We start from the raw sequence: 24,850 nt of genomic DNA, 5'->3' as shown, positions 1-24,850 counted from the left end.
TATAGATTGTATAAAAAAGAAAAAATGCAAGTACCTGAATTTTTGAAAGCAGGCGATAAGGTAATGGTTATTTCTCCGTCTGGAAAGATAGAAGAAGAAATAGTAAAAAAAGGAATAAATGTTTTATCTGATTGGGGGTTGAATCCGATATTAGGTATGGCGTGCCTCAGTAGGCGTGGACGTTTTGCTGGTGATGATAATGTTCGTTTTTCTGATTTGAAAAGTGCGTTACTTTCTGAAAATATAAAAGCCATATTTTGTAGTCGAGGAGGATATGGAGCAGTTCATTTGTTAGAGAAAATTCCAGATAGAATGATTTCCTCTTTACCAAAATGGCTTATTGGATATAGTGATATTACACTTCTACATGCAGCTTTTAGAAAGGCAGGGGTTATATCTTTGCATGCACCGATGATGAAACATTTGGCTGAAGAAAAAGACGATATTTCTTCAAATATGTTACGTGATATACTTTTTGGAAACTTTGCTGGTTATACAGTAGGAAAACATATGTTAAATCGCCAAGGAAATGCATGTGGAGCCCTTTTTGGAGGAAATCTTTCGGTTTTATTAGGTTTACGGGGCACTCCTTATGACCAAATAAAAAAAGGAGATATTCTTTTTGTTGAGGATATAGGAGAGCGCCCATATCATTTAGAAAGAATGTTTTATAATCTAAAGTTAGGAGGAGTATTAAAATCTCTTTCTGGACTAATAGTAGGACAATTTACAGACTATGAAGAAGATCTCTCGATAGGAATGACCGTATATGAAATGATAAGTGGTATGGTAAAAGATTACGATTATCCGGTATGTTTTAATTTTCCGGTAGGGCATGTGAAAAATAATTGGCCTATGTTGGAAGGTATGAAAATGAATCTGGTAGTAACAGAAAGAGATGTTGTATTAAAGCCTGGTAAATAATGATTCTTAGCATTTAATTTTTATATTTACGACATAGATTTGTAATGAATATGGATATATTGAAAATAGCTTTATTGGGAGGAACAATATTCTCATTTATAAGTTGTGGTGCGCAGTCTCATAAGCAAAATATGAATGCCGAGTCAGAAGAGTTAAAAAGAATTGAAATGAGTGTTCCTGCTTTTGAAGAGGATAGTGCATATAAATATATGCAACAACAAGTTGATTTTGGTTTTCGAATACCGAATACTCCGGCTCATAGGGTTACAGCAGAGTTTCTTGCTTCGGAGTTGGAACGTCATGGGGCAGATGTTTTTATACAAGAAGCTAGAGTTACAGCCTATAATGGGACAATTTTGAATGCTAAAAATATAATAGGATCATATTCTCCTGAGAAAAAAGACAGAGTATTATTATTTGCACATTGGGATTCACGTCCTTATGCTGATAATGATCCAGATGAAGCAAATCATCAAAAGCCTATTATGGGTGCAAATGATGGAGCAAGTGGGGTCGGTGTGCTTCTTGAAATTGCACGATTGGTGGGAGAGCGATTACCCAATATAGGCATAGATATTATATTTTTTGATGCAGAAGATTATGGTCAACCTTATTTTTATGAAGGGCCAGATAATGAGAATAGTTGGGCATTAGGAACTCAATATTGGACTGCTCGTCCTCATAGACCTGGGTATCGAGCACGTTATGGAATTTTGCTAGATATGGTTGGTGGAAAGGATGCTATTTTTGCTCGTGAAGGTTTTTCTCAACGGTATGCTAGCGGTATCAACGATAAAGTTTGGTCTGCTGCTCAGCGCTTAGGATATGGAAAATATTTTGTGAATACAGAGGGCGGATATATAACAGATGATCACGTATATGTCAATAGGATGGGTATCCCCAGCATAGATATTATCCAATATGACCCGAATACAGAAACTGGATTTTGTAAGCAATGGCATACATTAGATGACACTATGGATTTTATAGATAAAGAAACCTTAAAGGCTGTAGGACAGACAGTTTTGGAAATAATATATAATGAATAGATAGTTTTATAAAGAGATTTGGATTTGTCTTTTTGTTGTATATGTCTTTAAAAAAGTGTAATATTGTGCTGTAAAATGCAATAAGTTATGACAATAAATGAGAAACAAGACGAAATAATTGAAGAATTTTCGGCTTTTGATGATTGGATGGATAAATATGCCTTATTAATTGATTTGGGAAATTCTTTAAAACCATTGGAAGAAAAATATAAGACTCCTGAAAATTTGATTGAAGGTTGTCAGAGTCGGGTTTGGTTACAAGCTGATTATGAAAATGGTAAAATTGTATTTAAAGCAGAAAGCGATGCTGTCATTGTAAAAGGTATAGTCTCTTTGCTAATTAGTGTTTTGTCAAATCATACTCCAGACGAAATATTAGATGCAAATCTATATTTCATAGATAAAATAGGATTGAAAGAGCATTTATCACCAACTCGTTCTAATGGATTAGTTTCAATGGTAAAACAAATGCATCTTTATGCTCTTGCATTTAAAATGAAAAACAATTAAAAGTTATAATCTAAATCTTACATTATGTTTAAAAATCAACCTAAAGGACTGATAGCGGCAGCTTTTGCCAATATGGGAGAACGTTTCGGTTTCTATACTATGATGGCTATTTTGGTATTGTTTCTTCAAGCTAAATTTGGATTAAGTGGGAAAGATGCCGGTCTGATATATTCCGTATTTTATTTTTCAATTTATATTCTCGCTTTTGTAGGAGGAATAATAGCTGATAAAACACGTAATTATAAAGGAACTATATTAGTGGGCATTATTGTGATGGCCTTAGGATATCTGATGGTTGCTATTCCATCTCCGACTCCAGTGTCGAATAAAGTCCTTTTCTTGACAATTACTTGTGCAGGCTTGTTTGTAATAGCCTTTGGAAATGGGCTGTTTAAAGGAAATTTGCAAGCATTAGTAGGGCAAATGTATGATAATGAAAAATATGGGAAAATGAGAGATTCTGGTTTTTCATTATTTTATATGTTTATTAATATAGGAGCAATTTTTGCACCTATGGCGGCAGTAGGTGTACGAAATTGGTGGTTGGCTCGGAGTGGATTTCAGTATAATGCGGATCTTCCGGCTCTTTGTCATGGTTATCTTGAAAATAGTCTTACACCTGAAGCCGCTGAAACTTTTTTGCGATTAGCGCAAGAAGTTTCGGGTAAGTCGATTACAGATCTTTCTGGATTTGCAGCAAATTATTTAAATGTATTTACTACAGGCTTTCATTATGCTTTTGTTGTTGCTATATTTGCTATGGTAGTATCATTAGTAATTTATTTGATTAATAAAAAGGTTTTTCCGGATCCAAAAGAAAAAACTAAAGAGATATCAACTGAACAAAAGACATCAGTTGAGATGGATATTAAAGAAGTGCGTCAGCGTATATATGCATTAATTGCAGTATTTGGTGTTGTTATTTTCTTTTGGTTTTCTTTCCATCAAAATGGTTTGACCTTAACCTACTTTGCTAAGGAATATACGCAATTGAATTTATTTGGCATGAGTATTTCTGCTGAGTTATTTCAATCGTTGAATCCTTTCTTTGTTGTATTTTTGACACCATTGGTTATGACGGTTTTCGGATGGCAGCGTTCACGGGGAAAGGAACCTTCTACTCCTAAAAAAATAGCAATCGGTATGGGAATTGCTGCATTAGCATATATTGTTATGGCAATAGGATCTTATACGGCACATTTGCCCTTGCATAGTGAAATTATAGCGGCAGGAACTTCTCCGATAAAAGTAACCCCATTGTTATTAATGGTTACATATTTTATTCTTACAGTGGCAGAATTATATATTTCTCCATTAGGAATATCTTTTGTAACAAAAGTTGCTCCCCCACAATATCAGGGAGTTATGCAAGGTGGCTGGTTGGGTGCAACGGCAATAGGAAACCAATTGTTGTTTATAGGGGCGGTCCTATATGAGTCTATACCTATATGGTTGACATGGATAGTCTTTGTTACTGTCTGTTTGTTGTCAATGTGTACGATGTTGTTTATGTTAAAGTGGCTAGAGCGAATTGCAAAATAGCAGAAAATAATATTTGGAAATAACTTTATATGAAAGTTATTGACTTAAACACTACCTCAATCAATACAATTTATGAGGTAGTGTTTAAGCAGAAATAAGAGGTTTGATGCATAATTGGATAGGGGAGAAAACATTGCATATATTAGGAGGAAAGAATAATTTCGATATTATTAGATATTATCTTTCTTTTGCTGTATTTTTTGCTCATTTTGGAATCCTGACAAATACGAACTGTTTTTGGCCAACCTCGAGTGTAGATGCTGTTCATGGCTTTTTTGTGCTAAGTGGTTTTTTAGTATTTTTGAGTTATATCCGTAATCCGCATGTAGGACATTATACAAATAGACGGATTAGAAGAATTTTACCACCCTATTTTTTTATAATTACATGTTGTTTTTTCTTAGGAGGAATAATTTCCAGCTTATCTTTTGGGGAGTATATTACTTCAACTCAAACATGGAAATATTTAATTGCAAATTATACTTTTCTTAATTTTTTAGAGCCGGCTTTGCCCGGAGTTTTTTCCAATAATGTGGTACCAGTTATAAATGGTTCTCTATGGACTTTGAAAGTTGAAGTTTTGCTTTATGCCAGTGTCCCAATTGTCTATTTTTTGATGAAGAAGTATGGCAGGTTGTCAGTCTTTTTATTTATTTTTATTTTTTCTATTATTTATAATGAATTTTTTCTTTTCATGTATTCAAATACTCAAAAAGAGATTTTCCTTATTCTTAAACGTCAAGTAGGAGGGCAGCTTGTGTATTTTTATTCAGGTACTTTTTTATTGTTATATTTTGATTTTTTTCAAAAACATGCTCTTTATTTTATTATATTGGCGATATTAGTTCTCTGGTTTAGAGATGATAATATAGTATGTAAGTATGTAGAGCCCTTGGCTTTTGCTGTTGTATTAATAGGATTTGCTTATAATTTACAATGGTTTACATTTTTACGTAGGTATGACAATATTGCCTATGGAATATACCTTTTCCATTTTCCAGTTATACAATTTGTTGTTTGGTTAGGTATTGATAAGATAAATATTCATTTAGCATTGATATCGTCAATTCTATGTACGATTTTAATTTCATTAATATCTTGGTTTTTATTAGAAAAGCCAGTATTACAGAAACACCTGCCCTTTTATAAAAAAGTTCAGAAAAGACTTTGTTGGCGTTCCAATAATTGAAATGTCATGCGGTGATATGGAGTAGTGCCATACTCCTTGATGGCTTTACGATGAGCTTTGGTTGGATATCCTTTATTTTCGTTCCATCTATATTGAGGATATGTTTGATGTAGTTGCAGCATGTAATCGTCCCGATATGTTTTGGCAAGAATAGAAGCGGCTGCAATGGAAAGGTATTTCCCGTCACCTTTTATAATGCAAGAATGCTCAATTTGGGGGTATGGTTTAAACCTATTACCATCTATAAGAAGATGTTCAGGGATGACTTTCAATTGTTCTATTGCTCTATGCATGGCTAGAAAGGAAGCATTTAGAATGTTTATTTTATCTATTTCTTCTGGAGAAACGATTCCGATAGCCCAAGAAATCGCTTCCTTTTCAATGATAGGACGCAATGCATATCGTTGTTTTTCTGAAAGTTTTTTAGAATCATTCAACGCTTCACATCTAAAATTTGTAGGGAGAATTACAGCCGCAGCGTATACAGCTCCAGCCAGGCATCCTCTGCCAGCCTCGTCGCAGCCAGCTTCTATTCTATTTGGATCAATATAAGGTAATAACATGATGATTATATAAAAATTTCGAGATTTAATTTAATATACCATTGATTATTCTCTTTTTCGATAAATCCGAACCTATAAGACTCGCAATCGGGTATAGATAAATATGCGTTATCAAGTAAGAAACTACCCAGGTATTTTTTGTCAGAATTATGAAATAATGCTATACTTCCATCTGGTTGTACAAAAAGCTGTGACAAAGAATTTCCGTATCCTTTATAAATTTTTGAAGGTTTCATTCCATCTATAAGAGATAGTAAAAATTGGATTGTTTTGTATTCGTAAAACTGATATTGGGAAATAAGTTCTTCTTTTATTTTGTATGGATTTATATGTTTTATTTCTTCTATTAATTTTTTTATCGAACAAGTTTTTGTAATATAAAAAAGACGCGTTATTTCAGATAATAACTTGGGCAGATGCAAATCTATTATGGATAGATTATATAGAAAAATTTTATTTTCTGTGGTTGTATATTTAAGCTTTCCTCCTAGACGTTTTATTTCATATAATCTTGTATCCAAATTGTCTATTCGATTGATTTTATTGGCTTCAGGATTGGAAAATTTTATGTTTAAAATGTCATATTTAATGTTTGCTGCACGATTGGCTGGTAATAATTTATAGTAAGGAATTCGAGATTTTACCATGATAGGAATATGAGTGGAGTCAGATAGTGAGATTGTAAAATCTCTTTTGTCTGAAGAAATTGAATAGAACTGATTATAACGTAATGTATGTAACATTGTTTCTGCTTCTGGAATAATAAATTCTTTTTCATTACTTTTTTGTATGGCAGAAAATAAAAATGAAGAGAAATCTTTACAAGCTTGTCGTGATATTTGTACGTACTCTTCTCCTTGCTTTATGTGGATTATATCAGAAGATATATGATATACTATTTCTCTTGATTCATCTTTTCTAATAATTTTTTGAATATCAGTATTTTCTATTGTTCCTTTTGATAAAAGCTGTATGAGAGCATAGATTTTACTCCAGTCTTGTTTGGTTCCAGATAATTGCATATTGTTATAATTGAGTTTATGAACAAAAATAATGGATAATTTGTTAACAAAGAGAATTCGGAATGAAGATTTGTAATAATTGTTTTCCGAATGAGACGTGTATTTAATTTTGGTTTGGTTTGTTGAATACGCGTGTTGTGTTGTTGTTTAGTTTGATTTAAAGTTGAAGATGAGGGCTGTATCTGAAAATATGGCTCTCGTTTTTATTCGTGAAATTTGACGTGTTGAGATTTTTCATTTTGGTGATTCTTTAATAATGCCTATCGGATTCATTAGTATTTGCGATTTGAAAAAACTGCAAAAAAACAACTAAAATATTTGTATTTCATTTGGTTACTAAGGATTTAGTAATTATCTTTGCATCGTTTTTGACGCTAAAGAAGACTATTGTTTTGCATAATTGGCTGATTATGTGAAAGTAATAGCTGGGTTTGGCGGATTTTACATAGAAATAAAAGACATAAAGTTTATAAATTTAAAAGATTAAAAAGTTCTAAAAATGCCTACAATTCAGCAATTAGTAAGAAAAGGTCGGGTCGTTTTGGAAGATAAAAGTAAATCTCCAGCATTGGATTCATGTCCGCAAAGACGTGGCGTATGTGTGAGGGTTTATACTACTACTCCGAAAAAGCCTAACTCTGCGATGCGTAAAGTAGCGAGGGTGCGTTTAACAAATGGGAAAGAGGTAAACTCTTATATTCCAGGAGAGGGACATAATTTGCAGGAACACTCGATTGTATTGGTTCGCGGTGGTCGTGTGAAGGATCTTCCTGGTGTGCGTTACCATATCGTTCGTGGTACATTGGATACTGCTGGCGTGAATGGTCGTACACAACGTCGCTCCAAATATGGTGCAAAGAGACCTAAAGCAGGTGCAGCTCCTGCAGCAAAAGGTAAGAAGTAAGGAAACTTTCGCCTAATAAAAAGAGAATTTTAAATTAGTGTAAAACGCTAGTTTGAGTTTATGGGATAGGCTATTCGGTTGAGTAAACAAAGCCGGCGGGTTTTGTTGAAGATGTGATAAGCAACCAAAAACAAGAACAACAATTTTGTAAAAAAAATGAGAAAAGCAAAACCAAAGAAAAGGATCGTATTGCCTGATCCTGTCTTCAGTGATGTAAAGGTGACGAAATTCGTTAACCACTTAATGTATGATGGCAAAAAAAGTATTGCCTTTACTATTTTTTATAGTGCTTTAGACGCTGTGAAAGCGAAACTGGCAAATGAGGAAAAGACGTCACTTGAAATTTGGAAGAAAGCGCTGGATAATATTACTCCTCAAGTTGAAGTTAAGTCTCGCCGTGTTGGTGGTGCTACATTCCAGGTTCCTACAGAAATCCGTCCTGATCGTAAAGAATCTATTTCAATGAAAAATTTAATACTCTATGCTCGTAAAAGAGGTGGAAAATCGATGGCAGATAAATTGGCTGCTGAGATTGTTGACGCTTATAATGAACAGGGGGGGGCTTTCAAACGTAAAGAAGATATGCACAAAATGGCAGAAGCTAACCGTGCATTTGCTCATTTCAGATTTTAATTGAAATTTTAAATAACAAAGGAATATTACGATGGCAAAATCATCTGATGATTTATTGAAATATACCAGAAATATTGGTATTATGGCCCACATTGATGCGGGTAAAACCACGACGTCTGAACGTATCCTTTTTTACACCGGATTGACTCATAAAATTGGTGAAGTGCATGATGGTGCTGCTACTATGGACTGGATGGAGCAGGAGCAAGAACGTGGTATTACGATTACTTCTGCTGCTACTACTACATGGTGGAATTATGCGAATGAAAAGTATAAAATTAATTTAATCGATACTCCGGGGCACGTAGATTTTACTGCTGAAGTAGAACGTTCTTTGCGTATTCTTGATGGAGCTGTAGCTACATTTTGTGCGGTTGGTGGTGTTGAGCCTCAGTCTGAAACAGTATGGCGTCAGGCTGATAAATATAATGTGCCTCGTATTGGTTATGTCAATAAAATGGACCGGTCTGGTGCCAATTTCTTTGAAGTTGTCCGTCAGCTAAAAGAAGTGTTAGGTGCTAATCCTTGTCCTATTCAGATTCCTATTGGCGCTGAAGAAACATTTAAAGGTGTTGTTGATCTGATCAAAATGAAAGCTATTTTCTGGCATGATGAAACTATGGGAGCAGATTATAGCCAAGAAGAAATTCCTGCTAATTTGCTTGATGAAGCGCAGGAGTGGCGTGATAAGATGCTTGAGAAGATAGCTGAGTGTGATGATGCTTTAATGGAAAAATATTTCGATGATCCTTCCTCAATTACTGAGGATGAGATTAGGGTTGCAATCCGAAAAGGTACATTGGCAATGCAGATTGTTCCAATGACTTGTGGTTCTTCTTTTAAGAATAAAGGAGTTCAAACTTTGCTTGATGCAGTTTGTGCTTATTTGCCTAGCCCTGTAGATACACCGGCAGTAGTAGGTCATGATCCTAATGATCCGGAAAAAGAAATTGACCGTAAACCTTCTGCGTCAGAACCGATGTCTGCATTAGCTTTTAAGATTGCTGTTGACCCATATGTAGGACGATTGTGCTTTTTCCGTGTCTATTCAGGAGAAGTCGCTGCAGGCTCCTATGTATTGAATACTCGTTCAGGGAAAAAAGAACGTGTATCTCGCTTATTCCAGATGCATTCAAATAAACAAAATCCGAAAGAGTTTATTGGTTGCGGTGATATTGGTGCAGGTGTAGGGTTCAAAGATATTCGTACAGGTGATACTTTATGTGATGAGAATGCTCCTATTGTTCTTGAAGCTATGGACTTCCCAGATCCGGTGATTGGTATTGCTGTTGAGCCTAAGACTCAAAAGGATATGGATAAGTTAGGGCTTGGTTTACAGAAACTGGCAGAAGAAGACCCCACATTTACTGTTAAGACAAATGAGGAAACTGGACAGACAGTTATTAGTGGTATGGGTGAGCTTCATCTCGAAATTATTATCGATCGTTTGAAGCGAGAGTTTAAAGTAGAATGTAATCAAGGTCGTCCCCAAGTATCTTATAAAGAGGCTATTACTAAGCCTGTAGAACTTCGTGAAGTTTATAAGAAACAGACGGGTGGTCGTGGTAAATTTGCCGATATTATTGTTCGAGTAGAGCCTGTGGATGCAGGTTTTGAAGGAGCTCTTCAATTTATAGATGAAGTGAAGGGTGGAAACATCCCTCGTGAATTTATTCCTTCTATTCAGAAAGGTTTTACTACTGCAATGAAAAATGGCGTATTAGCTGGATTCCCGATGGACCAATTGAAGGTAACAGTAATTGACGGTTCTTATCATCCGGTTGACTCTGACCAGTTATCGTTTGAGGTTTGTGCTATTCAGGCATTTAAGAAAGCTTGTGAAAAAGCAGCTCCGGTATTGCTCGAACCAATTATGAAAATTGAAGTAGTGACACCGGAAGAAAGTATGGGTGATGTGATTTCAGACTTAAATAAACGTCGTGGACAAGTTGAAGGAATGGAATCAAGCCGTTCTGGAGCTCGTATTGTAAAAGCCAATGCTCCTTTGGCCGAAATGTTTGGATATGTAACGGCTTTGCGTACAATCACTTCAGGCCGTGCTACATCGACAATGACTTTCTCTCACTATGCAGAAGTTGGCTCATCAATTGCCAAGGCAGTCTTGACTGAAGCACAAGGAAGAGTAGATTTATTGTAATGAGATAAAAGTAACAAGTTAGCGAATGACTCTTAACTTGTTACTTTACTTTTGTTTTTTAATATATCAAAATCAATAACAAAACTAATGAGTCAAAAAATTAGAATTAAATTAAAATCTTACGATCACAACTTGGTTGATAAATCGGCTGAGAAGATTGTAAAAACTGTGAAAGCAAGTGGTGCTGTAGTTAGTGGCCCTATACCTCTACCTACACATAAGCGTATTTTCACTGTGAATCGTTCGACTTTTGTGAATAAAAAGTCGAGGGAGCAGTTTGAATTATCTTCGTATAAAAGATTAATTGATATCTACAGTTCTACAGCTAAGACAGTAGATGCTCTTATGAAATTGGAGTTGCCAAGTGGAGTAGAAGTAGAAATTAAAGTGTGATTCTTAAAATTAAAGAGAAATGCCAGGATTATTAGGAAAAAAAATCGGAATGACATCCGTTTTCAGTGCCGAGGGAAAAAATGTTCCATGCACTGTTATCGAAGTAGGTCCTTGTGTAGTTACTCAAGTAAAGACTATCGATAAAGATGGTTACGAAGCTGTGCAGGTAGGTTTCATGGATAAAAAAGAGAAACATACCAACAACCCAGAAATGGGACACTTCAAAAAAGCTGGAGTAACTCCCAAGAGACACTTGGCCGAGTTCAAGGGTTTTGAAACAGAGTACAAATTAGGAGATGTTATCTCTGTAGATTTGTTTGAAGGTGCAGACTTCGTTGATGTAGTAGGTACTTCAAAAGGTAAAGGTTATCAGGGCGTTGTTAAACGACACGGCTTTGGTGGAGTGGGTCAGACTACTCACGGTCAGCATAACCGTTTGCGTGCTCCTGGTTCTATCGGTGCATGTTCTTATCCTGCACGCGTGTTTAAAGGAACTCGTATGGCTGGTCAAACAGGAAATGAGAGGGTAACTGTACAAAACCTCCAAGTGTTAAAGGTAATTCCTGAACATAACCTTTTATTAATTAAAGGGTCTGTACCAGGAAGTAAAGGTTCAATCGTAATAATTGAGAAATAATGGAACTGAGCGTATATAACATTAAAGGTGAGGATACAGGGAAAAAAGTTACGCTAGATGACTCTGTTTTCGGTATCGAAGCTAACGAACAAGCCATTTATTTGGATGTGAAGCAATATATGGCTAATAAGCGTCAGGGAACTCACAAATCGAAAGAAAGAAGTGAGATCTCAGGAAGTACACGCAAGTTGAAAAAGCAGAAAGGTACCGGCGGTGCTCGCAGCGGCGATATTAATTCACCGGTTATGATCGGTGGGGGGCGTGTTTTTGGCCCTAAACCTCGAGATTATAGTTTTAAATTGAATAAGAAAGTTAAGAGATTGGCTCGTAAATCTGCTTTATCTTTGAAAGCTCAAGAAAATGCGATTATCGTAGTTGAAGACTTTTCTTTTGAAGCTCCCAAAACTAAAGAGTATGCAGAGTTTATGAAAAACTTGCAAGTTGCTGATAAAAAGTCTCTTTTAGTTTTAGCAGACCAAAATAAAAACGTATATTTGTCAGCTCGAAATTTAGAGAAGGCGAAAGTTGTAACAGTTTCAGAATTAAACACTTACAAATTACTTGATGCAAAAAGTCTTTTGTTAACGGAAAGTTCTGTAGCTGCTATTAATAATTTTTAATGTAAAGGAGGCTAAATAATGGCAATAATTATTAAACCGATTGTTACAGAAAAGATGACTGCAATGGCCGATAAGCTTAATCGCTATGGCTTTCGCGTTTGTCCGGATGCGAACAAGCTGCAAATAAAAAAGGCAGTAGAAGAATTATATAATGTAACAGTAGTTGACGTGAATACGATGAACTACAAAGGCAAGAGAAAAAGCCGCTATACGAAAGCTGGTCTGATTGTAGGTAAAACTGCAGCATACAAGAAAGCTTTGGTTACATTAAAAAAAGGTGAAACGATTGATTTTTATAGCAATATCTAATTAGGAAATGGCAGTACGTAAATTAAAGCCCACAACACCGGGGCAGAGACACAAAATTATTGGTGCATTTGATAAAATCACTGCTAGTGCGCCAGAAAAGTCTCTTGTAGTTGGTAAAAGAAAATCGGGTGGTCGTAATAATGAAGGGCATTTGACAATGCGCTACATTGGTGGTGGTCACAAACGTAAATTTAGATTTATCGATTTCAAGAGAAATAAAGACGGTGTTCCAGCAACAGTAAAGTCAATTGAGTATGATCCTAACCGTTCGTCTCGTATTGCGTTACTTTATTATGCTGATGGTGAAAAACGTTACATTATTGCACCCAACGGCCTTGAAGTTGGCGCAAAAGTATTGTCGGGAGAAAATGCTGCACCTGAAGTAGGAAATTCATTGCCTTTGCAGAATATACCTATTGGTACTGTAATCCACAATATTGAATTGCGTCCTGGACAGGGAGCCGCACTGGTTCGTTCAGCCGGAGTTTTCGCTCAGTTGACTTCGAGAGAAGGAAAGTATGCAATTATCAAATTACCTTCAGGTGAGACTAGAAAGATTCTTGCTACATGCAAAGCAACCATTGGTAGTGTAGGGAATTCTGATCATGCATTGGAACGTTCAGGCAAAGCTGGTCGTTCTCGTTGGTTAGGTCGTCGTCCTCGTAACCGTGGTGTATCTATGAACCCTGTTGATCACCCAATGGGTGGTGGTGAAGGACGTTCTTCTGGAGGACATCCTAGATCGCGTAAGGGCTTGTACGCAAAAGGTCTTAAGACCAGAGCTCCGAAGAAGCATTCTTCAAAGTATATAATTGAAAGAAGGAAAAAGTAATCTGATTAATTAAGCAACTATGAGTCGTTCATTAAAAAAAGGCCCATATATCAGTGTGAAACTGGAAAAGAAAGTTTCGGCAATGGAAGAATCAGGCAAAAAGTCTGTTATTAAAACCTGGTCGAGAGCTTCTATGATATCTCCGGATTTCGTAGGTCATACTTTTGCCGTTCACAATGGTAATAAATTTATTCCCGTATATGTTACTGAAAACATGGTAGGTCACAAGTTGGGAGAGTTTGCTCCAACTCGTATTTTCCGTGGCCATGGTGGTAACAAAAAGAAATAAGGGCCTAATCGGGAGTTTGAAAATTTCGAATAAAAAACAGAATTAAAAATGGGTGCAAGAAAAAGAATATCAGCCGATAAAAGAAAAGAAGCCCTGAAAACCATGTATTTCGCTAAGTTGAATAATGTTCCGACTTCTCCCCGTAAAATGCGTTTGGTTGCAGATATGGTGAGAGGTATGGAAGTTTTCAAAGCTTTGGGAGTACTTAAGTTTTCATCGAAAGAGGCTTCGGCTAGACTGGAAAAATTATTGCGTTCGGCTATTGCCAATTGGGAGCAGAAAAACGAACGTAAAGCCGAAAGCGGAGAACTTTATATTTCAGCAATCTATGTTGATGCAGCTGCTATGTTAAAAAGACTTCGTCCGGCTCCTCAGGGAAGAGGTTACAGAATACGCAAGCGTTCAAATCATGTAACTTTGTTTGTTGACACAATGAGTAAAAACGATAACCAAAATTAAGCAGGATGGGACAGAAAGTAAATCCGATAAGTAACCGTTTGGGAATCATCCGTGGGTGGGATTCTAATTGGTATGGCGGCAAAAATTATGGCGATACTTTGGTAGAAGATACCAAAATTCGTAAATATCTGAATGCCCGTCTTGCAAAAGCAAGTGTTTCACGTATTGTCATCGAACGTACACTGAAACTGATTACTATTACTGTATGCACTGCGCGTCCAGGTATTATTATTGGCAAAGGTGGACAAGAAGTTGACAAGCTGAAAGAAGAGTTGAAAAAAATTACAGATAAAGATGTTCAAATCAATATTTATGAAGTAAAAAGACCGGAACTTGATGCTGTAATTGTTGCTAGTAATATCGCCCGACAGATTGAGGGTAAAATTGCATATCGTCGCGCTGTGAAAATGGCTATCGCATCAACGATGCGTATGGGTGCTGAAGGTATCAAGGTTCAGGTATCCGGTCGTTTGAATGGAGCAGAAATGGCTCGTTCTGAAATGTATAAAGAAGGTCGTACTCCTTTGCATACATTGCGTGCCGATATTGATTATGCTTTGGTTGAAGCTCTTACTAAAGTCGGTTTAATTGGCGTTAAAGTATGGATTTGCCGTGGTGAAATTTATGGCAAAAAAGATTTGGCACCTTCTTTTGTAAGCAACTCTAAAGAATCACGTGGCGGTAACGCTGGAAATGGAAGCAAAAAAGGCTTCAAAAAACAAAAAAAGTAATCGTTAAACGAATTGAATTAACAGAAAATGTTACAACCGAAGAAGACAAAATTCAGAAGACAACAGAAAGGGCGTATGAAAGGATACGCTCAGAGGGGTAATCAGTTAGCCTTCGGTTCTTTTGGTATAAAATGTATGCAAACAAAATGGATAACAGGACGTCAGATTGAAGCTGCCCGTATTGCTGTTACCCGTTATATGCAACGTCAAGGTCAAATCTGGATTAGAATTTTTCCAGATAAACCTATTACCAAAAAACCGGCTGAGGTACGTATGGGTAAAGGTAAAGGTTCGCCTGAGGGTTTTGTGGCTCCTGTTACTCCTGGGAGAATTATTATTGAAGTCGAGGGTGTGCCTTTTGATGTCGCTAAAGAAGCATTGAGGCTGGCAGCCCAGAAACTTCCGGTGACTACTAAGTTTGTCGTGAGACGCGACTACGATGCAACTCAAAATGTGTAAATAAGTTATGAAAAAGGCAGAAATAAAAGAGTTGTCTACTAAAGAATTGGTAGAGAGAATAGAAGCTGAGGGTGTTGCATTGAACCGTATGGAAATCAATCACAGTATCTCTCCGCTAGATAATCCTGCTCAGATTAAACACAGCCGCAGGATGATTGCGCGCATGAAGAGTGAGTTGCGCCAAAGAGAACTTAACAAATAATAACCAATTGAGCCTGATGGAAACAAGAAACTTAAGAAAAGAGAGAATCGGGGTGGTTACTAGTAACAAAATGGATAAGACCATTACTGTTGCGGTTAAATGGAAGGAAAAGCACCCTATTTATGGTAAATTCGTAAATAAAACGAAAAAATACCATGCTCACGATGAAAAAAACGAGTGCAACATTGGTGATACTGTAAAGTTGATGGAAACTCGCCCTTTGAGCAAAATGAAAAGATGGAGATTAGTTGAAATAATCGAAAGAGCTAAGTAATTATGATACAACAAGAGTCAAGACTTACAGTCGCTGATAACAGTGGTGCTAAAGAAGCACTTTGTATACGTGTTTTAGGTGGTACAGGAAGACGCTATGCATCGGTAGGTGATGTAATTGTTGTCGCTATTAAAAGTGTAATACCATCTAGTGACATTAAAAAAGGTGCCGTATCTAAGGCTGTTATCGTGCGTACTAAGAAGGAAATCCGTCGTCAGGATGGATCCTATATTCGTTTCGATGATAACGCGTGTGTATTGTTGAACGGGGCTGGGGAAATTAGAGGTAGTCGTATTTTCGGACCGGTGGCGAGAGAATTACGTGCTACGAATATGAAAATAGTTTCATTAGCACCGGAAGTACTTTAATAGTATAAAAAAGAAAATTAATGAGTAAATTACACATTAAAAAAGGTGATACTGTATACGTTAATGCCGGTGAAGATAAAGGTAAAACGGGCCGGGTGTTGCGTGTCCTTGTAAAGGATAATCGTGCTGTCGTAGAAGGTATCAATATGGTGTCAAAGCACACCAAACCTAATGCCAAGAATCCTCAAGGAGGTATAGTGAAAATGGAAGCCCCGATTCACATTTCAAACTTAAATGTGCTCGATCCAAAGAGTAATAAACCTACTCGTATTGGTCGTAAAAGAAACGAAGCGGGTGTTTTAGTGCGTTATTCAAAAAAATCAGGAGAGGAGATTAAGTAATGAGCAATACTGCAAGTCTTAAAAACGATTATAAAGAAAGAATCGTTCCCGCTTTGATGAAAGAGTTTAAATATAGCTCGGTAATGCAGGTTCCGGTCCTGAAAAAGATTGTGATCAATCAGGGACTCGGTCAAGCTGTTGCTGACAAAAAAATTATAGAAACAGCTATTAATGAGTTAACTGCTATAACAGGACAGAAAGCTGTTGCTACTCTTTCCAAGAAAGATATTTCGAACTTCAAGCTTCGTAAAAAAATGCCGATTGGAGTTATGGTAACTCTTCGTCGTGAAAGAATGTATGAATTTCTTGAGCGTCTTGTACGTGTGGCTTTACCTCGTATTCGTGACTTTAAGGGTATCGAAGGAAAGCTTGACGGAAGAGGTAATTATACGCTTGGTGTTCAAGAACAAATTATTTTTCCTGAAATAAATATTGATAGTATTACTAAAATTTTGGGAATGAATATTACCTTTGTAACATCTGCTGAGACAGATGAAGAAGGGTATGCCTTATTGAAGGAATTTGGTTTACCTTTTAAAAATGCAAAAAAGAACTAAGATATGGCAAAAGAATCAATGAAAGCCCGCGAAGTGAAACGCGCTAAGTTAGTTGCTAAATATGCTGCCAAGAGAGCTCAATATTTGGCAGAAGGTAACTATGTAGCTCTTCAGTCGCTGCCTAAAAATGCTTCTCCTGTACGTTTGCATAATCGTTGTAAATTGACAGGACGTCCGAAGGGATATATCCGTCAGTTCGGAATTTCTCGTATTCAATTTCGTGAAATGGCATCGGCAGGCTTAATACCGGGTGTAAAAAAAGCAAGCTGGTAAATTATTTTTAGTGTTAAATATTGTCCGGAAGGCCGGATCAATTTAAACAAATTATTTTTATGACAGATCCAATAGCAGATTATCTTACAAGATTGAGAAATGCAATTAAAGCTCAACATAGAGTAGTGGAAGTGCCTGCCTCAAACTTGAAAAAAGAAATCACGAAAATCCTTTTCGATAAAGGTTACATTCTTAATTATAAGTTTGTAGAAGATGGTCCTCGTGGCACAATAAAAATTGCCTTGAAGTATGACCCCGTTAATAAAGTAAACGCAATCAAGAAACTTATTCGGGTTTCTACTCCGGGTTTACGTCAGTACACTGGTTATAAAGATATGCCTCGCGTTTTGAACGGCTTGGGTATTGCTATTCTTTCTACCTCTAAAGGTGTTATGACAAACAAAGAGGCCCGTGAAATGATGATTGGTGGTGAAGTATTATGTTATATCTACTAAAAAGGAGGTTTAATTATGTCAAGAATAGGAAAATTGCCCATAAATATACCTGCAGGTGTAACAGTTACGGTTAACGGAGACGAAGTTAAAGTTAAAGGGCCTAAAGGGGAAATGTCTCAGACAGTTACTGGAGGCATTAAAGTGGAAATTGTTGACGGACATGTTGTCGTTAGCAGACCCAGTGATGATAAAGAACACCGTGCATTACATGGTTTATATCGTTCTTTGATTAACAATATGGTAATAGGAGTTTCTGAAGGATATAAGAAAGAGTTGGAACTCGTGGGAGTGGGTTATCGTGCTGCCAATAATGGACAGGTACTTGACCTATCTCTAGGCTATTCTCATAATATATATTTGAAATTGCCGAAAGAAATCAAATTGGAAACCAAATCTGAAAGAAATAAAAACCCGTTAATCATTCTCGAATCATGCGATAAGCAACTGATAGGGCAAGTTTGTTCAAAAATTCGCTCTTTCCGTAAGCCTGAACCTTATAAAGGAAAAGGTATTAAGTTCGTTGGTGAGATTATTCGTCGTAAATCGGGAAAATCAGCAGGTGCTAAATAATTCACGTAAATAGGTATAATCATGATAACGAAAATAGAAAGAAGATTAAAGATTAAAACCCGCATACGTGGTAAAGTTTCAGGTTCTGCTGAACGTCCCCGTATGACCGTTTTCAGAAGCAATAAAGAGATATATGTGCAGTTAATTGATGATTTAGCTGGAAAAACTCTTGCTACAGCTTCTTCTAAAGGCCTTGAAGGTACAAAGAAAGAACAAGCTGCCCAAGTTGGGGAACTCATTGCTAAAAAAGCACAAGAAGCAGGTATTACAGCTGTCGTATTTGATCGTAATGGTTACTTATATCATGGTCGAGTTAAAGAATTAGCTGATGCCGCACGTAACGGTGGACTTAAATTATAATGAACATGGCAGGAAAAAGTAATAGAGTAAAATCGACCAATGATTTAGAATTGAAAGATAGATTAGTTGCTATTAATCGTGTAACGAAAGTAACGAAGGGAGGACGTACTTTTAGTTTCTCTGCTATCGTTGTAGTTGGTAATGAAGACGGCATTGTAGGTTGGGGATTAGGTAAAGCTAGTGAGGTAACAACTGCAATTGCTAAAGGTGTGGAAGCTGCTAAGAAAAACTTAATTCAAGTTCCGGTTCGTAAAGGAACAATTCCTCATGAGCAACTTGCTAAATTTGGGGGGGCATTGGTATATATCAAACCGGCTTCTCATGGTACCGGAGTGAAAGCAGGTGGTGCTATGCGTGCTGTACTTGAAAGTGTTGGAGTAACTGATGTACTTGCAAAATCTAAAGGTTCGTCTAATCCTCATAATCTTGTAAAAGCAACTATGGCTGCTTTAAGTGAATTGAGAGATGCTTATACCGTAGCACAAAATCGTGGTGTAGCATTGGAAAAAGTATTTAAAGGTTAATGAAAGGCTGGATATATGGAAACAATTAAGATCAAACAAGTAAGAAGTAGAATTAAATGTCCTGCTGTTCAGAAAAGAACCCTAGATGCTCTTGGTTTGAGAAAAATGAATCAGATTGTTGAGCATACTGCTACTCCTCAAATTTTGGGAATGGTAGAAAAGGTGAAACATTTAGTTGTAGTAGTAGAGTAATTCATTGATTGAAAAAAAGTAGTAATATGGATTTGAGTAATTTAAAACCTGTAGCAGGTTCTACCAAGGCAAGAAAAAGAATCGGACGGGGTCCGGGTTCTGGTTTAGGGGGAACATCTACAAGAGGTCATAAAGGGGCCAAATCAAGATCGGGATATTCAAAGAAAATCGGTTTTGAAGGTGGACAAATGCCTTTGCAACGTCGTGTTCCGAAATTTGGTTTTAAGAATATTAACCGTGTAGAATATAAAGCAATCAATATAGAGACTATTCAAGCTTTGGCTACTGCTAAAAACCTTGAAAAGGTAGGTATTGAAAACTTGATTGAGGCTGGTTTTATTTCTAGTACTCAGTTGGTGAAAATTCTTGGTAAAGGTGCAATTTCGTCTAAATTAGAGGTATCTGCTCATGCTTTCTCTAAGACAGCCGAAGCTGCTATTGTTGCCGCAGGTGGAACCGTAGTTAAACTCTAACCCCATGAGAGCAATAGAAACTATAAAAAACATATGGAAGATTGAGGATCTGAGGAATCGGATTCTCACTACCATTCTTTTCGTGATGGTGTACCGAGCAGGAAGTTATGTTGTACTTCCGGGTATCGATCCGCAGTTTTTAACCCAATTGCAAAACCAGACTCGTGGTGGTTTGATGCAGTTATTGGATATGTTTTCGGGAGGTGCATTCTCTAATGCTTCTATTTTTGCATTGGGTATTATGCCTTATATCTCCGCTTCGATTGTTATCCAGTTATTAGGTATGGCTCTTCCACATTTTCAGAAGCTTCAGCGTGAAGGAGAGAGTGGTCGGCGCAAACTTAATCAGTATACTCGTTATCTTACTGTCGCTATTCTGTTGATTCAAGGTCCTTCTTATCTGGTTAATCTAAGAGTTCAGATGCAAGGAGCTTTCCCGGCAGATTTTATGTTTATAGTTTCTTCTACAATAATACTTGCCGCTGGCAGTATGTTTATTATGTGGTTGGGTGAACGCATCACCGACAGAGGTATCGGTAACGGTATTTCGTTTATTATCTTGGTAGGTATCATTGCTCGTCTTCCGCAAGCTTTTGTGCAAGAATTTATTATGCGCACAGCTACTACATCTGGAGGTTTAGTTATGTTTCTTGCTGAGATTGTTTTCTTATTATTTGTGATTTCAGCTTCTATTTTGTTGGTGCAAGGTACTCGTAAGGTGCCTGTGCAGTATGCAAAACGTGTAGTTGGAAATAAACAGTATGGTGGAGCAAGACAGTATATACCTTTGAAAGTTAATACTGCTGGAGTAATGCCTATTATTTTTGCCCAAGCTATTATGTTTATTCCTATTACTTTGGTAGGTTTTTCTACAGATAATGCAACGAGTGCATTTATGCGTTCGTTTATGACCAATACTGGATTCTGGTATAATTTTGTCTTTGCATTTTTAATTATTGTATTTACCTATTTTTATACTGCAATTACAGTACAACCTACACAAATGGCAGAAGATATGAAACGTAATAATGGTTTCATTCCGGGAATAAAGCCGGGGAAACAAACTGCATCGTATCTCGACTCTATTATGTCTCGTATTACTTTGCCAGGTTCAATTTTCCTTGCGATTGTTGCTATTATGCCAGCTTTTGCACAAATTGCAGGAATTAGCGCTGAATTTTCACAATTTTTTGGAGGTACATCTTTGCTCATTCTTGTGGGTGTCGTTCTCGATACATTACAACAGATTGAAAGCCATTTGATGATGCGCCATTACGACGGTCTTCTTAAATCTGGAAAGATTAAAGGGCGTACTGGTTCGATTGCCGCATATTGATATATTGAAGATTTATAGGTAATGATTTATCTTAAGACAGATGACGAAATAGAGTTGATGCGTGAAAGTAATCTCTTAGTAGGAATGACGCTTGGTGAAATTGCCAAATGGATAATTCCGGGGATTACAACGTTGAAACTTGATAAAATAGCCGAAGAATTTATTAGGGATCATAATGCAATTCCTGGTTTTCTTGGTTATGGGGGATTTCCTAATTCTTTATGTATTTCTGTCAATGAGCAAGTGGTGCACGGCATACCTTCAAATTACGAACTTAGAGAAGGAGATGTAGTTTCAGTAGATTGCGGTGTTATAAAGAATGGTTTCAATGGAGATTCTGCCTATACGTTTTGTGTAGGAGATGTTACTGATGAAATTCGTCGCTTGTTGAAGACAACAAAAGAATCACTCTATCTCGGAATAGAGCAAGCTGTTGAAGGAAAGCGTATTGGAGATATTAGCCATACAATACAAATGTATTGTGAGCATAAAGGTTATAGTGTTGTTCGAGAGCTTTGTGGGCATGGTATTGGTAAAAGACTTCATGAGGATCCGGAGGTCCCTAATTATGGACGTCGTGGATGCGGTCCTCTTTTAAAAAAGGGAATGTGTATTGCGATAGAGCCAATGATAAATTTGGGATCACGTAATATTATTGTTGAACGGGACGGGTGGACAACTCGTACTCGTGATCGTAAGCCGTCGGCACATTTTGAGCATACGGTTGCTATTCGTGAGGAAAAAGCCGATATTTTGTCTTCGTTCCAGTTTGTAGAAGAAGTTTTAGGAGATAAATCAATTTAATTTTTATATGGCAAAACAATCAGCAATAGAACAAGATGGTGTAATAGTAGAGGCATTATCAAATGCCATGTTCAGAGTAGAATTAGAAAATGGACATGAGATTACTGCTCATATTTCAGGTAAAATGAGAATGCATTATATTAAGATTCTCCCTGGTGACAAAGTAAGAGTAGAAATGTCCCCCTATGATTTATCCAAAGGAAGAATTGCTTTTAGATATAAATAATACAAAAAGATATGAAAGTAAGAGCATCATTAAAAAAGCGTACGCCCGATTGCAAAATCGTTAGAAGAAATGGCCGCTTGTATATTATTAACAAGAAAAATCCTAAGTATAAACAACGTCAAGGATAATTTATTATTTTTGCAAAATAATTTTTCTATTATATGGCTATAAGAATAGTTGGAGTAGACTTGCCGCAAAATAAAAGAGGCGAAATAGCATTGACCTATATCTATGGAATAGGTCGGAGTGCATCAAATACCATTTTGGAAAAAGCCGGTATTGATAAAGATATTAAAGTGAAGGACTGGACCGATGAACAAGCCGCAAAAGTGCGAGAAATTATTGGTGCAGAATACAAAGTAGAAGGTGACCTTCGTTCAGAAGTGCAGCTTAACATTAAGCGCCTTATGGATATTGGCTGTTACCGTGGTATCCGTCATCGTAATGGCCTGCCTGTGAGAGGTCAGAGTACAAAAAATAACGCCCGTACACGTAAGGGTAGAAAGAAAACAGTTGCTAACAAGAAAAAAGCTACTAAATAATAATTAAGTATGGCAAAAAAGACAGTCGCAGCAAAGAAGAGAAATGTTAAGGTTGATGCTATTGGCCAAATGCATGTCCATTCTTCGTTCAATAACATTATTGTATCGCTTGCCAATAGTGAAGGTCAGGTTATTTCTTGGTCTTCTGCTGGTAAGATGGGATTTAGAGGTTCAAAGAAAAATACTCCGTATGCTGCTCAGATGGCCGCTCAGGATTGTGCTAAAGTAGCCTATGACCTCGGATTGAGAAAAGTAAAAGCTTATGTGAAGGGACCGGGTAATGGTCGTGAATCGGCGATTAGAACCGTTCATGGTGCCGGTATTGAGGTAACTGAAATTATAGATGTTACTCCGCTTCCACATAATGGATGTCGTCCTCCTAAAAGAAGAAGAGTTTAATTTTTCTTTTGAAACTGGTGAATCTAGAATTGTGAATAGATTGCAATTTCTCTCCTCTCTGCAATCGCGGCTGCACTATTCCGGGTTCCATAATTTATAAATTTAAAAAAATTTAGAAATGGCAAGATATACCGGACCTAAAACAAAAATCGCTCGTAAATTCGGTGAGGCTATTTTCGGTGCTGATAAGGTTCTATCGAAAAAAAATTACCCTCCTGGACAACATGGAGCAAATAAAAGAAGAAAAACTTCTGAATATGGTATTCAGCTTCGTGAGAAGCAAAAAGCAAAATATACTTACGGAGTATTAGAAAAACAATTCCGTAATTTATTTGAAAAAGCATCTCGTACCAAAGGTATCAAAGGTGAAGTATTACTTCAGCTTCTTGAGGCACGTTTGGACAATGTGGTTTTCCGTATGGGAATCGCTCCTACAAGAGCCGCTGCCCGTCAATTGGTTTCACATAGGCACATTGTTGTCGATGGTAAAGTTGTGAATATTCCTTCTTATTCGGTAAAACCGGGTCAGATTATTGGAGTTCGTGAGAAAGCAAAATCTCTTGAAGTAATTGCTGATGCACTTTCTGGTTTCAATCATAGTAAATATCCTTGGATTGAATGGGACCAGAACTCGGTGAGTGGTAAGTTTTTACATTTACCAGAAAGAGCAGACATTCCTGAAAACATCAAAGAACAGTTGATCGTAGAATTGTATTCTAAATAATAATTGATTCCATGGCGATATTAGCATTTCAAAAACCCGATAAAGTATTAATGTTGGAGGCGGACGCATTCTTCGGTAAATTTGAATTCCGTCCGTTAGAGCCCGGTTATGGTGTTACTGTTGGTAATGCTTTACGCCGTATTCTCCTTTCTTCGCTTGAAGGCTTTGCTATCACATCGATTCGGATCGATGGCGTTGAACATGAGTTTTCAACAGTCCCCGGTGTTATCGAGGATGTGACAAATATGATTCTGAATTTGAAAAAAGTTCGTTTCAAACAAATTGTTGAAGAAATCGAGAATGAGAAAGTAACGATTACTGTTTCGGGTTCGGAAGTGTTCAAGGCTGGAGACATTGGCAAATATTTAACAGGGTTTGAAGTATTGAATCCTGACCAAGTTATTTGCCATATGGATTCAAGTGCAAGTTTTCAGATAGATATTACAATTAACAAAGGTCGTGGTTACATTCCGGCAGATGAGAATCGGAATCCGAACGATGAAGTGAATGTAATTCCTATCGACTCAATCTTCACTCCGATTCGGAATGTGAAATATGCTGTTGAAAACTTCCGCGTAGAACAAAAAACAGACTACGAGAAACTGGTATTAGAAATTACGACCGATGGATCAATCCATCCGAAGGATGCATTAAAAGAGGCTGCTAAAATCCTTATTTATCACTTTATGTTGTTTTCTGACGAAAAAATTACTTTGGAAACAACAGATGTTGACGGTAACGAAGAATTCGACGAGGAAGTATTACATATGCGTCAGTTACTTAAAACTAAACTTGTTGATATGGATTTATCAGTTCGGGCTCTTAATTGCCTAAAGTCGGCTGATGTAGAGACGTTGGGAGAGTTGGTTGTCTTCAATAAGACAGATCTCTTGAAGTTTAGAAATTTTGGTAAAAAATCTTTGACTGAATTAGATGAACTTTTGGCCAATTTGAATCTTTCATTCGGAATGGATATCTCGAAGTATAAATTAGATAAAGAGTAAAAA

Annotated in this window: 39 protein-coding genes; 37 read left to right on the top strand and 2 right to left on the bottom strand. The window is 36.8% G+C overall.

All coding sequences use genetic code 11. The annotated features are described in order from the left end of the window. Positions 1–24: 24 nt before the first annotated feature. From Cop2CBH44_RS10590 to Cop2CBH44_RS10570, 5 genes are all read left to right on the top strand, one after another. Complete coding sequence (locus tag Cop2CBH44_RS10590) at positions 25–924, top strand: S66 peptidase family protein (RefSeq protein ID WP_200754773.1); 900 nt, start codon at positions 25–27, stop codon at positions 922–924. A 44-nt stretch (positions 925–968) separates the two neighbouring features. After that, positions 969–1,973, top strand: coding sequence for a M28 family peptidase (locus Cop2CBH44_RS10585; RefSeq protein WP_420838956.1), 1,005 nt, complete (start codon positions 969–971; stop codon positions 1,971–1,973). A gap of 87 nt (positions 1,974–2,060) precedes the next feature. Continuing rightward, positions 2,061–2,483, top strand: a complete 423-nt coding sequence (locus tag Cop2CBH44_RS10580) for a SufE family protein (protein WP_021929252.1) — start codon at positions 2,061–2,063, stop codon at positions 2,481–2,483. Positions 2,484–2,507: 24 nt separating this feature from the next. After that, positions 2,508–4,025 carry a peptide MFS transporter gene (locus tag Cop2CBH44_RS10575; RefSeq protein ID WP_200754771.1) on the top strand — a complete coding sequence of 506 codons (1,518 nt, stop codon included), beginning with the start codon at positions 2,508–2,510 and terminating at the stop codon, positions 4,023–4,025. Positions 4,026–4,131: 106 nt separating this feature from the next. After that, on the top strand, positions 4,132–5,214 hold the full coding sequence (locus Cop2CBH44_RS10570) for an acyltransferase family protein (RefSeq protein WP_200754770.1): 1,083 nt from the start codon (positions 4,132–4,134) through the stop codon (positions 5,212–5,214). Here the strand turns inward: Cop2CBH44_RS10570 and Cop2CBH44_RS10565 are convergent. Next, positions 5,181–5,777, bottom strand: coding sequence for a ribonuclease HII (locus Cop2CBH44_RS10565; RefSeq protein WP_200754769.1), 597 nt, complete (start codon positions 5,775–5,777; stop codon positions 5,181–5,183). The genes Cop2CBH44_RS10570 and Cop2CBH44_RS10565 overlap by 34 nt on opposite strands. Before the next feature lie 5 nt (positions 5,778–5,782). Continuing rightward, positions 5,783–6,799 (bottom strand): HpaII family restriction endonuclease, encoded by a 1,017-nt coding sequence (locus Cop2CBH44_RS10560; protein ID WP_200754768.1) that lies wholly within the window; start codon positions 6,797–6,799, stop codon positions 5,783–5,785. Positions 6,800–7,298: 499 nt separating this feature from the next. Here Cop2CBH44_RS10560 and rpsL point away from each other — a divergent pair, with 499 nt between their 5' ends. The 32 genes from rpsL (at position 7,299) to Cop2CBH44_RS10400 (ending at position 24,847) form a co-directional block, all read left to right on the top strand. Next, positions 7,299–7,703 carry a 30S ribosomal protein S12 gene (gene rpsL / locus Cop2CBH44_RS10555; protein WP_021929247.1) on the top strand — a complete coding sequence of 135 codons (405 nt, stop codon included), beginning with the start codon at positions 7,299–7,301 and terminating at the stop codon, positions 7,701–7,703. A gap of 156 nt (positions 7,704–7,859) precedes the next feature. Beyond that, a complete protein-coding gene (gene rpsG / locus Cop2CBH44_RS10550) occupies positions 7,860–8,336 on the top strand; it encodes a 30S ribosomal protein S7 (RefSeq protein ID WP_044230412.1) in 477 nt (158 codons plus the stop codon). A 31-nt stretch (positions 8,337–8,367) separates the two neighbouring features. Continuing rightward, positions 8,368–10,494 (top strand): elongation factor G, encoded by a 2,127-nt coding sequence (gene fusA, locus Cop2CBH44_RS10545; protein ID WP_021929245.1) that lies wholly within the window; start codon positions 8,368–8,370, stop codon positions 10,492–10,494. Between the two features lie 87 nt (positions 10,495–10,581). Beyond that, the gene (gene rpsJ, locus Cop2CBH44_RS10540; RefSeq protein WP_021929244.1) at positions 10,582–10,887 is read left to right on the top strand and encodes a 30S ribosomal protein S10; all 306 of its coding nucleotides are present in this window, start codon (positions 10,582–10,584) and stop codon (positions 10,885–10,887) included. 19 nt (positions 10,888–10,906) lie between these two features. After that, positions 10,907–11,524, top strand: a complete 618-nt coding sequence (rplC, locus tag Cop2CBH44_RS10535) for a 50S ribosomal protein L3 (protein ID WP_021929243.1) — start codon at positions 10,907–10,909, stop codon at positions 11,522–11,524. Then, entirely contained in the window at positions 11,524–12,144 is a 621-nt protein-coding gene (gene rplD / locus Cop2CBH44_RS10530; protein WP_021929242.1) for a 50S ribosomal protein L4, read from the top strand. Before rplC ends, rplD begins: the two co-directional genes overlap by 1 nt. 18 nt (positions 12,145–12,162) lie before the next feature. Next, a complete protein-coding gene (gene rplW, locus Cop2CBH44_RS10525; RefSeq protein WP_021929241.1) occupies positions 12,163–12,453 on the top strand; it encodes a 50S ribosomal protein L23 in 291 nt (96 codons plus the stop codon). A gap of 7 nt (positions 12,454–12,460) precedes the next feature. Beyond that, entirely contained in the window at positions 12,461–13,285 is an 825-nt protein-coding gene (gene rplB, locus Cop2CBH44_RS10520) for a 50S ribosomal protein L2 (protein ID WP_021929240.1), read from the top strand. 19 nt (positions 13,286–13,304) lie between these two features. Next, complete coding sequence (rpsS, locus tag Cop2CBH44_RS10515; protein WP_021929239.1) at positions 13,305–13,574, top strand: 30S ribosomal protein S19; 270 nt, start codon at positions 13,305–13,307, stop codon at positions 13,572–13,574. A gap of 48 nt (positions 13,575–13,622) precedes the next feature. After that, positions 13,623–14,033, top strand: a complete 411-nt coding sequence (gene rplV, locus Cop2CBH44_RS10510) for a 50S ribosomal protein L22 (protein ID WP_021929238.1) — start codon at positions 13,623–13,625, stop codon at positions 14,031–14,033. Between the two features lie 5 nt (positions 14,034–14,038). Further along, positions 14,039–14,764: a 30S ribosomal protein S3 gene (gene rpsC, locus Cop2CBH44_RS10505; protein WP_021929237.1), complete on the top strand. Its 726-nt coding sequence runs from the start codon at positions 14,039–14,041 to the stop codon at positions 14,762–14,764. Positions 14,765–14,791: 27 nt separating this feature from the next. Beyond that, positions 14,792–15,223, top strand: a complete 432-nt coding sequence (gene rplP / locus Cop2CBH44_RS10500; protein WP_021929236.1) for a 50S ribosomal protein L16 — start codon at positions 14,792–14,794, stop codon at positions 15,221–15,223. Positions 15,224–15,230: 7 nt separating this feature from the next. After that, complete coding sequence (gene rpmC / locus Cop2CBH44_RS10495; RefSeq protein WP_021929235.1) at positions 15,231–15,425, top strand: 50S ribosomal protein L29; 195 nt, start codon at positions 15,231–15,233, stop codon at positions 15,423–15,425. A 16-nt stretch (positions 15,426–15,441) separates the two neighbouring features. Further along, complete coding sequence (gene rpsQ / locus Cop2CBH44_RS10490) at positions 15,442–15,699, top strand: 30S ribosomal protein S17 (protein WP_021929234.1); 258 nt, start codon at positions 15,442–15,444, stop codon at positions 15,697–15,699. Between the two features lie 2 nt (positions 15,700–15,701). Beyond that, on the top strand, positions 15,702–16,067 hold the full coding sequence (gene rplN / locus Cop2CBH44_RS10485) for a 50S ribosomal protein L14 (protein WP_021929233.1): 366 nt from the start codon (positions 15,702–15,704) through the stop codon (positions 16,065–16,067). A gap of 20 nt (positions 16,068–16,087) precedes the next feature. Continuing rightward, positions 16,088–16,408 (top strand): 50S ribosomal protein L24, encoded by a 321-nt coding sequence (rplX, locus tag Cop2CBH44_RS10480; protein WP_021929232.1) that lies wholly within the window; start codon positions 16,088–16,090, stop codon positions 16,406–16,408. After that, a complete protein-coding gene (gene rplE, locus Cop2CBH44_RS10475; RefSeq protein WP_021929231.1) occupies positions 16,408–16,965 on the top strand; it encodes a 50S ribosomal protein L5 in 558 nt (185 codons plus the stop codon). Before rplX ends, rplE begins: the two co-directional genes overlap by 1 nt. A 3-nt stretch (positions 16,966–16,968) precedes the next feature. After that, positions 16,969–17,238: a 30S ribosomal protein S14 gene (gene rpsN, locus Cop2CBH44_RS10470; protein WP_021929230.1), complete on the top strand. Its 270-nt coding sequence runs from the start codon at positions 16,969–16,971 to the stop codon at positions 17,236–17,238. A gap of 59 nt (positions 17,239–17,297) precedes the next feature. Beyond that, positions 17,298–17,693: a 30S ribosomal protein S8 gene (gene rpsH, locus Cop2CBH44_RS10465; RefSeq protein ID WP_021929229.1), complete on the top strand. Its 396-nt coding sequence runs from the start codon at positions 17,298–17,300 to the stop codon at positions 17,691–17,693. 15 nt (positions 17,694–17,708) lie between these two features. Further along, positions 17,709–18,263, top strand: coding sequence for a 50S ribosomal protein L6 (rplF, locus tag Cop2CBH44_RS10460; RefSeq protein WP_200754767.1), 555 nt, complete (start codon positions 17,709–17,711; stop codon positions 18,261–18,263). A 21-nt stretch (positions 18,264–18,284) separates the two neighbouring features. Beyond that, the gene (rplR, locus tag Cop2CBH44_RS10455) at positions 18,285–18,623 is read left to right on the top strand and encodes a 50S ribosomal protein L18 (RefSeq protein ID WP_021929227.1); all 339 of its coding nucleotides are present in this window, start codon (positions 18,285–18,287) and stop codon (positions 18,621–18,623) included. A gap of 5 nt (positions 18,624–18,628) precedes the next feature. Further along, the gene (rpsE, locus tag Cop2CBH44_RS10450; RefSeq protein ID WP_021929226.1) at positions 18,629–19,147 is read left to right on the top strand and encodes a 30S ribosomal protein S5; all 519 of its coding nucleotides are present in this window, start codon (positions 18,629–18,631) and stop codon (positions 19,145–19,147) included. Between the two features lie 15 nt (positions 19,148–19,162). Further along, on the top strand, positions 19,163–19,339 hold the full coding sequence (gene rpmD, locus Cop2CBH44_RS10445) for a 50S ribosomal protein L30 (RefSeq protein WP_021929225.1): 177 nt from the start codon (positions 19,163–19,165) through the stop codon (positions 19,337–19,339). A 26-nt stretch (positions 19,340–19,365) separates the two neighbouring features. Then, positions 19,366–19,812 carry a 50S ribosomal protein L15 gene (rplO, locus tag Cop2CBH44_RS10440; protein ID WP_021929224.1) on the top strand — a complete coding sequence of 149 codons (447 nt, stop codon included), beginning with the start codon at positions 19,366–19,368 and terminating at the stop codon, positions 19,810–19,812. 4 nt (positions 19,813–19,816) lie between these two features. Beyond that, on the top strand, positions 19,817–21,148 hold the full coding sequence (secY, locus tag Cop2CBH44_RS10435; RefSeq protein WP_021929223.1) for a preprotein translocase subunit SecY: 1,332 nt from the start codon (positions 19,817–19,819) through the stop codon (positions 21,146–21,148). A 21-nt stretch (positions 21,149–21,169) separates the two neighbouring features. Continuing rightward, positions 21,170–21,952, top strand: coding sequence for a type I methionyl aminopeptidase (gene map, locus Cop2CBH44_RS10430; RefSeq protein ID WP_200754766.1), 783 nt, complete (start codon positions 21,170–21,172; stop codon positions 21,950–21,952). A gap of 7 nt (positions 21,953–21,959) precedes the next feature. After that, entirely contained in the window at positions 21,960–22,178 is a 219-nt protein-coding gene (gene infA, locus Cop2CBH44_RS10425; protein ID WP_005634776.1) for a translation initiation factor IF-1, read from the top strand. 11 nt (positions 22,179–22,189) lie between these two features. After that, positions 22,190–22,306 (top strand): type B 50S ribosomal protein L36, encoded by a 117-nt coding sequence (gene ykgO, locus Cop2CBH44_RS10420; protein ID WP_009318522.1) that lies wholly within the window; start codon positions 22,190–22,192, stop codon positions 22,304–22,306. A gap of 33 nt (positions 22,307–22,339) precedes the next feature. Continuing rightward, on the top strand, positions 22,340–22,720 hold the full coding sequence (rpsM, locus tag Cop2CBH44_RS10415; protein WP_021929221.1) for a 30S ribosomal protein S13: 381 nt from the start codon (positions 22,340–22,342) through the stop codon (positions 22,718–22,720). 9 nt (positions 22,721–22,729) lie between these two features. Further along, positions 22,730–23,119 carry a 30S ribosomal protein S11 gene (rpsK, locus tag Cop2CBH44_RS10410; RefSeq protein ID WP_021929220.1) on the top strand — a complete coding sequence of 130 codons (390 nt, stop codon included), beginning with the start codon at positions 22,730–22,732 and terminating at the stop codon, positions 23,117–23,119. A 118-nt stretch (positions 23,120–23,237) separates the two neighbouring features. Next, positions 23,238–23,843, top strand: coding sequence for a 30S ribosomal protein S4 (rpsD, locus tag Cop2CBH44_RS10405; protein ID WP_021929219.1), 606 nt, complete (start codon positions 23,238–23,240; stop codon positions 23,841–23,843). An 11-nt stretch (positions 23,844–23,854) separates the two neighbouring features. After that, positions 23,855–24,847: a DNA-directed RNA polymerase subunit alpha gene (locus tag Cop2CBH44_RS10400; RefSeq protein WP_021929218.1), complete on the top strand. Its 993-nt coding sequence runs from the start codon at positions 23,855–23,857 to the stop codon at positions 24,845–24,847. Positions 24,848–24,850 lie beyond the last annotated feature (3 nt).

Origin of the sequence: Coprobacter secundus subsp. similis, assembly GCF_015097275.1 — a bacterium.
Taxonomy (GTDB): Bacteria; Bacteroidota; Bacteroidia; order Bacteroidales; family Coprobacteraceae; genus Coprobacter; species Coprobacter secundus.
The sequence above is the reverse complement of the archived record's forward strand: the minus strand, read 5'-3'. Positions and strand labels throughout refer to the sequence as shown.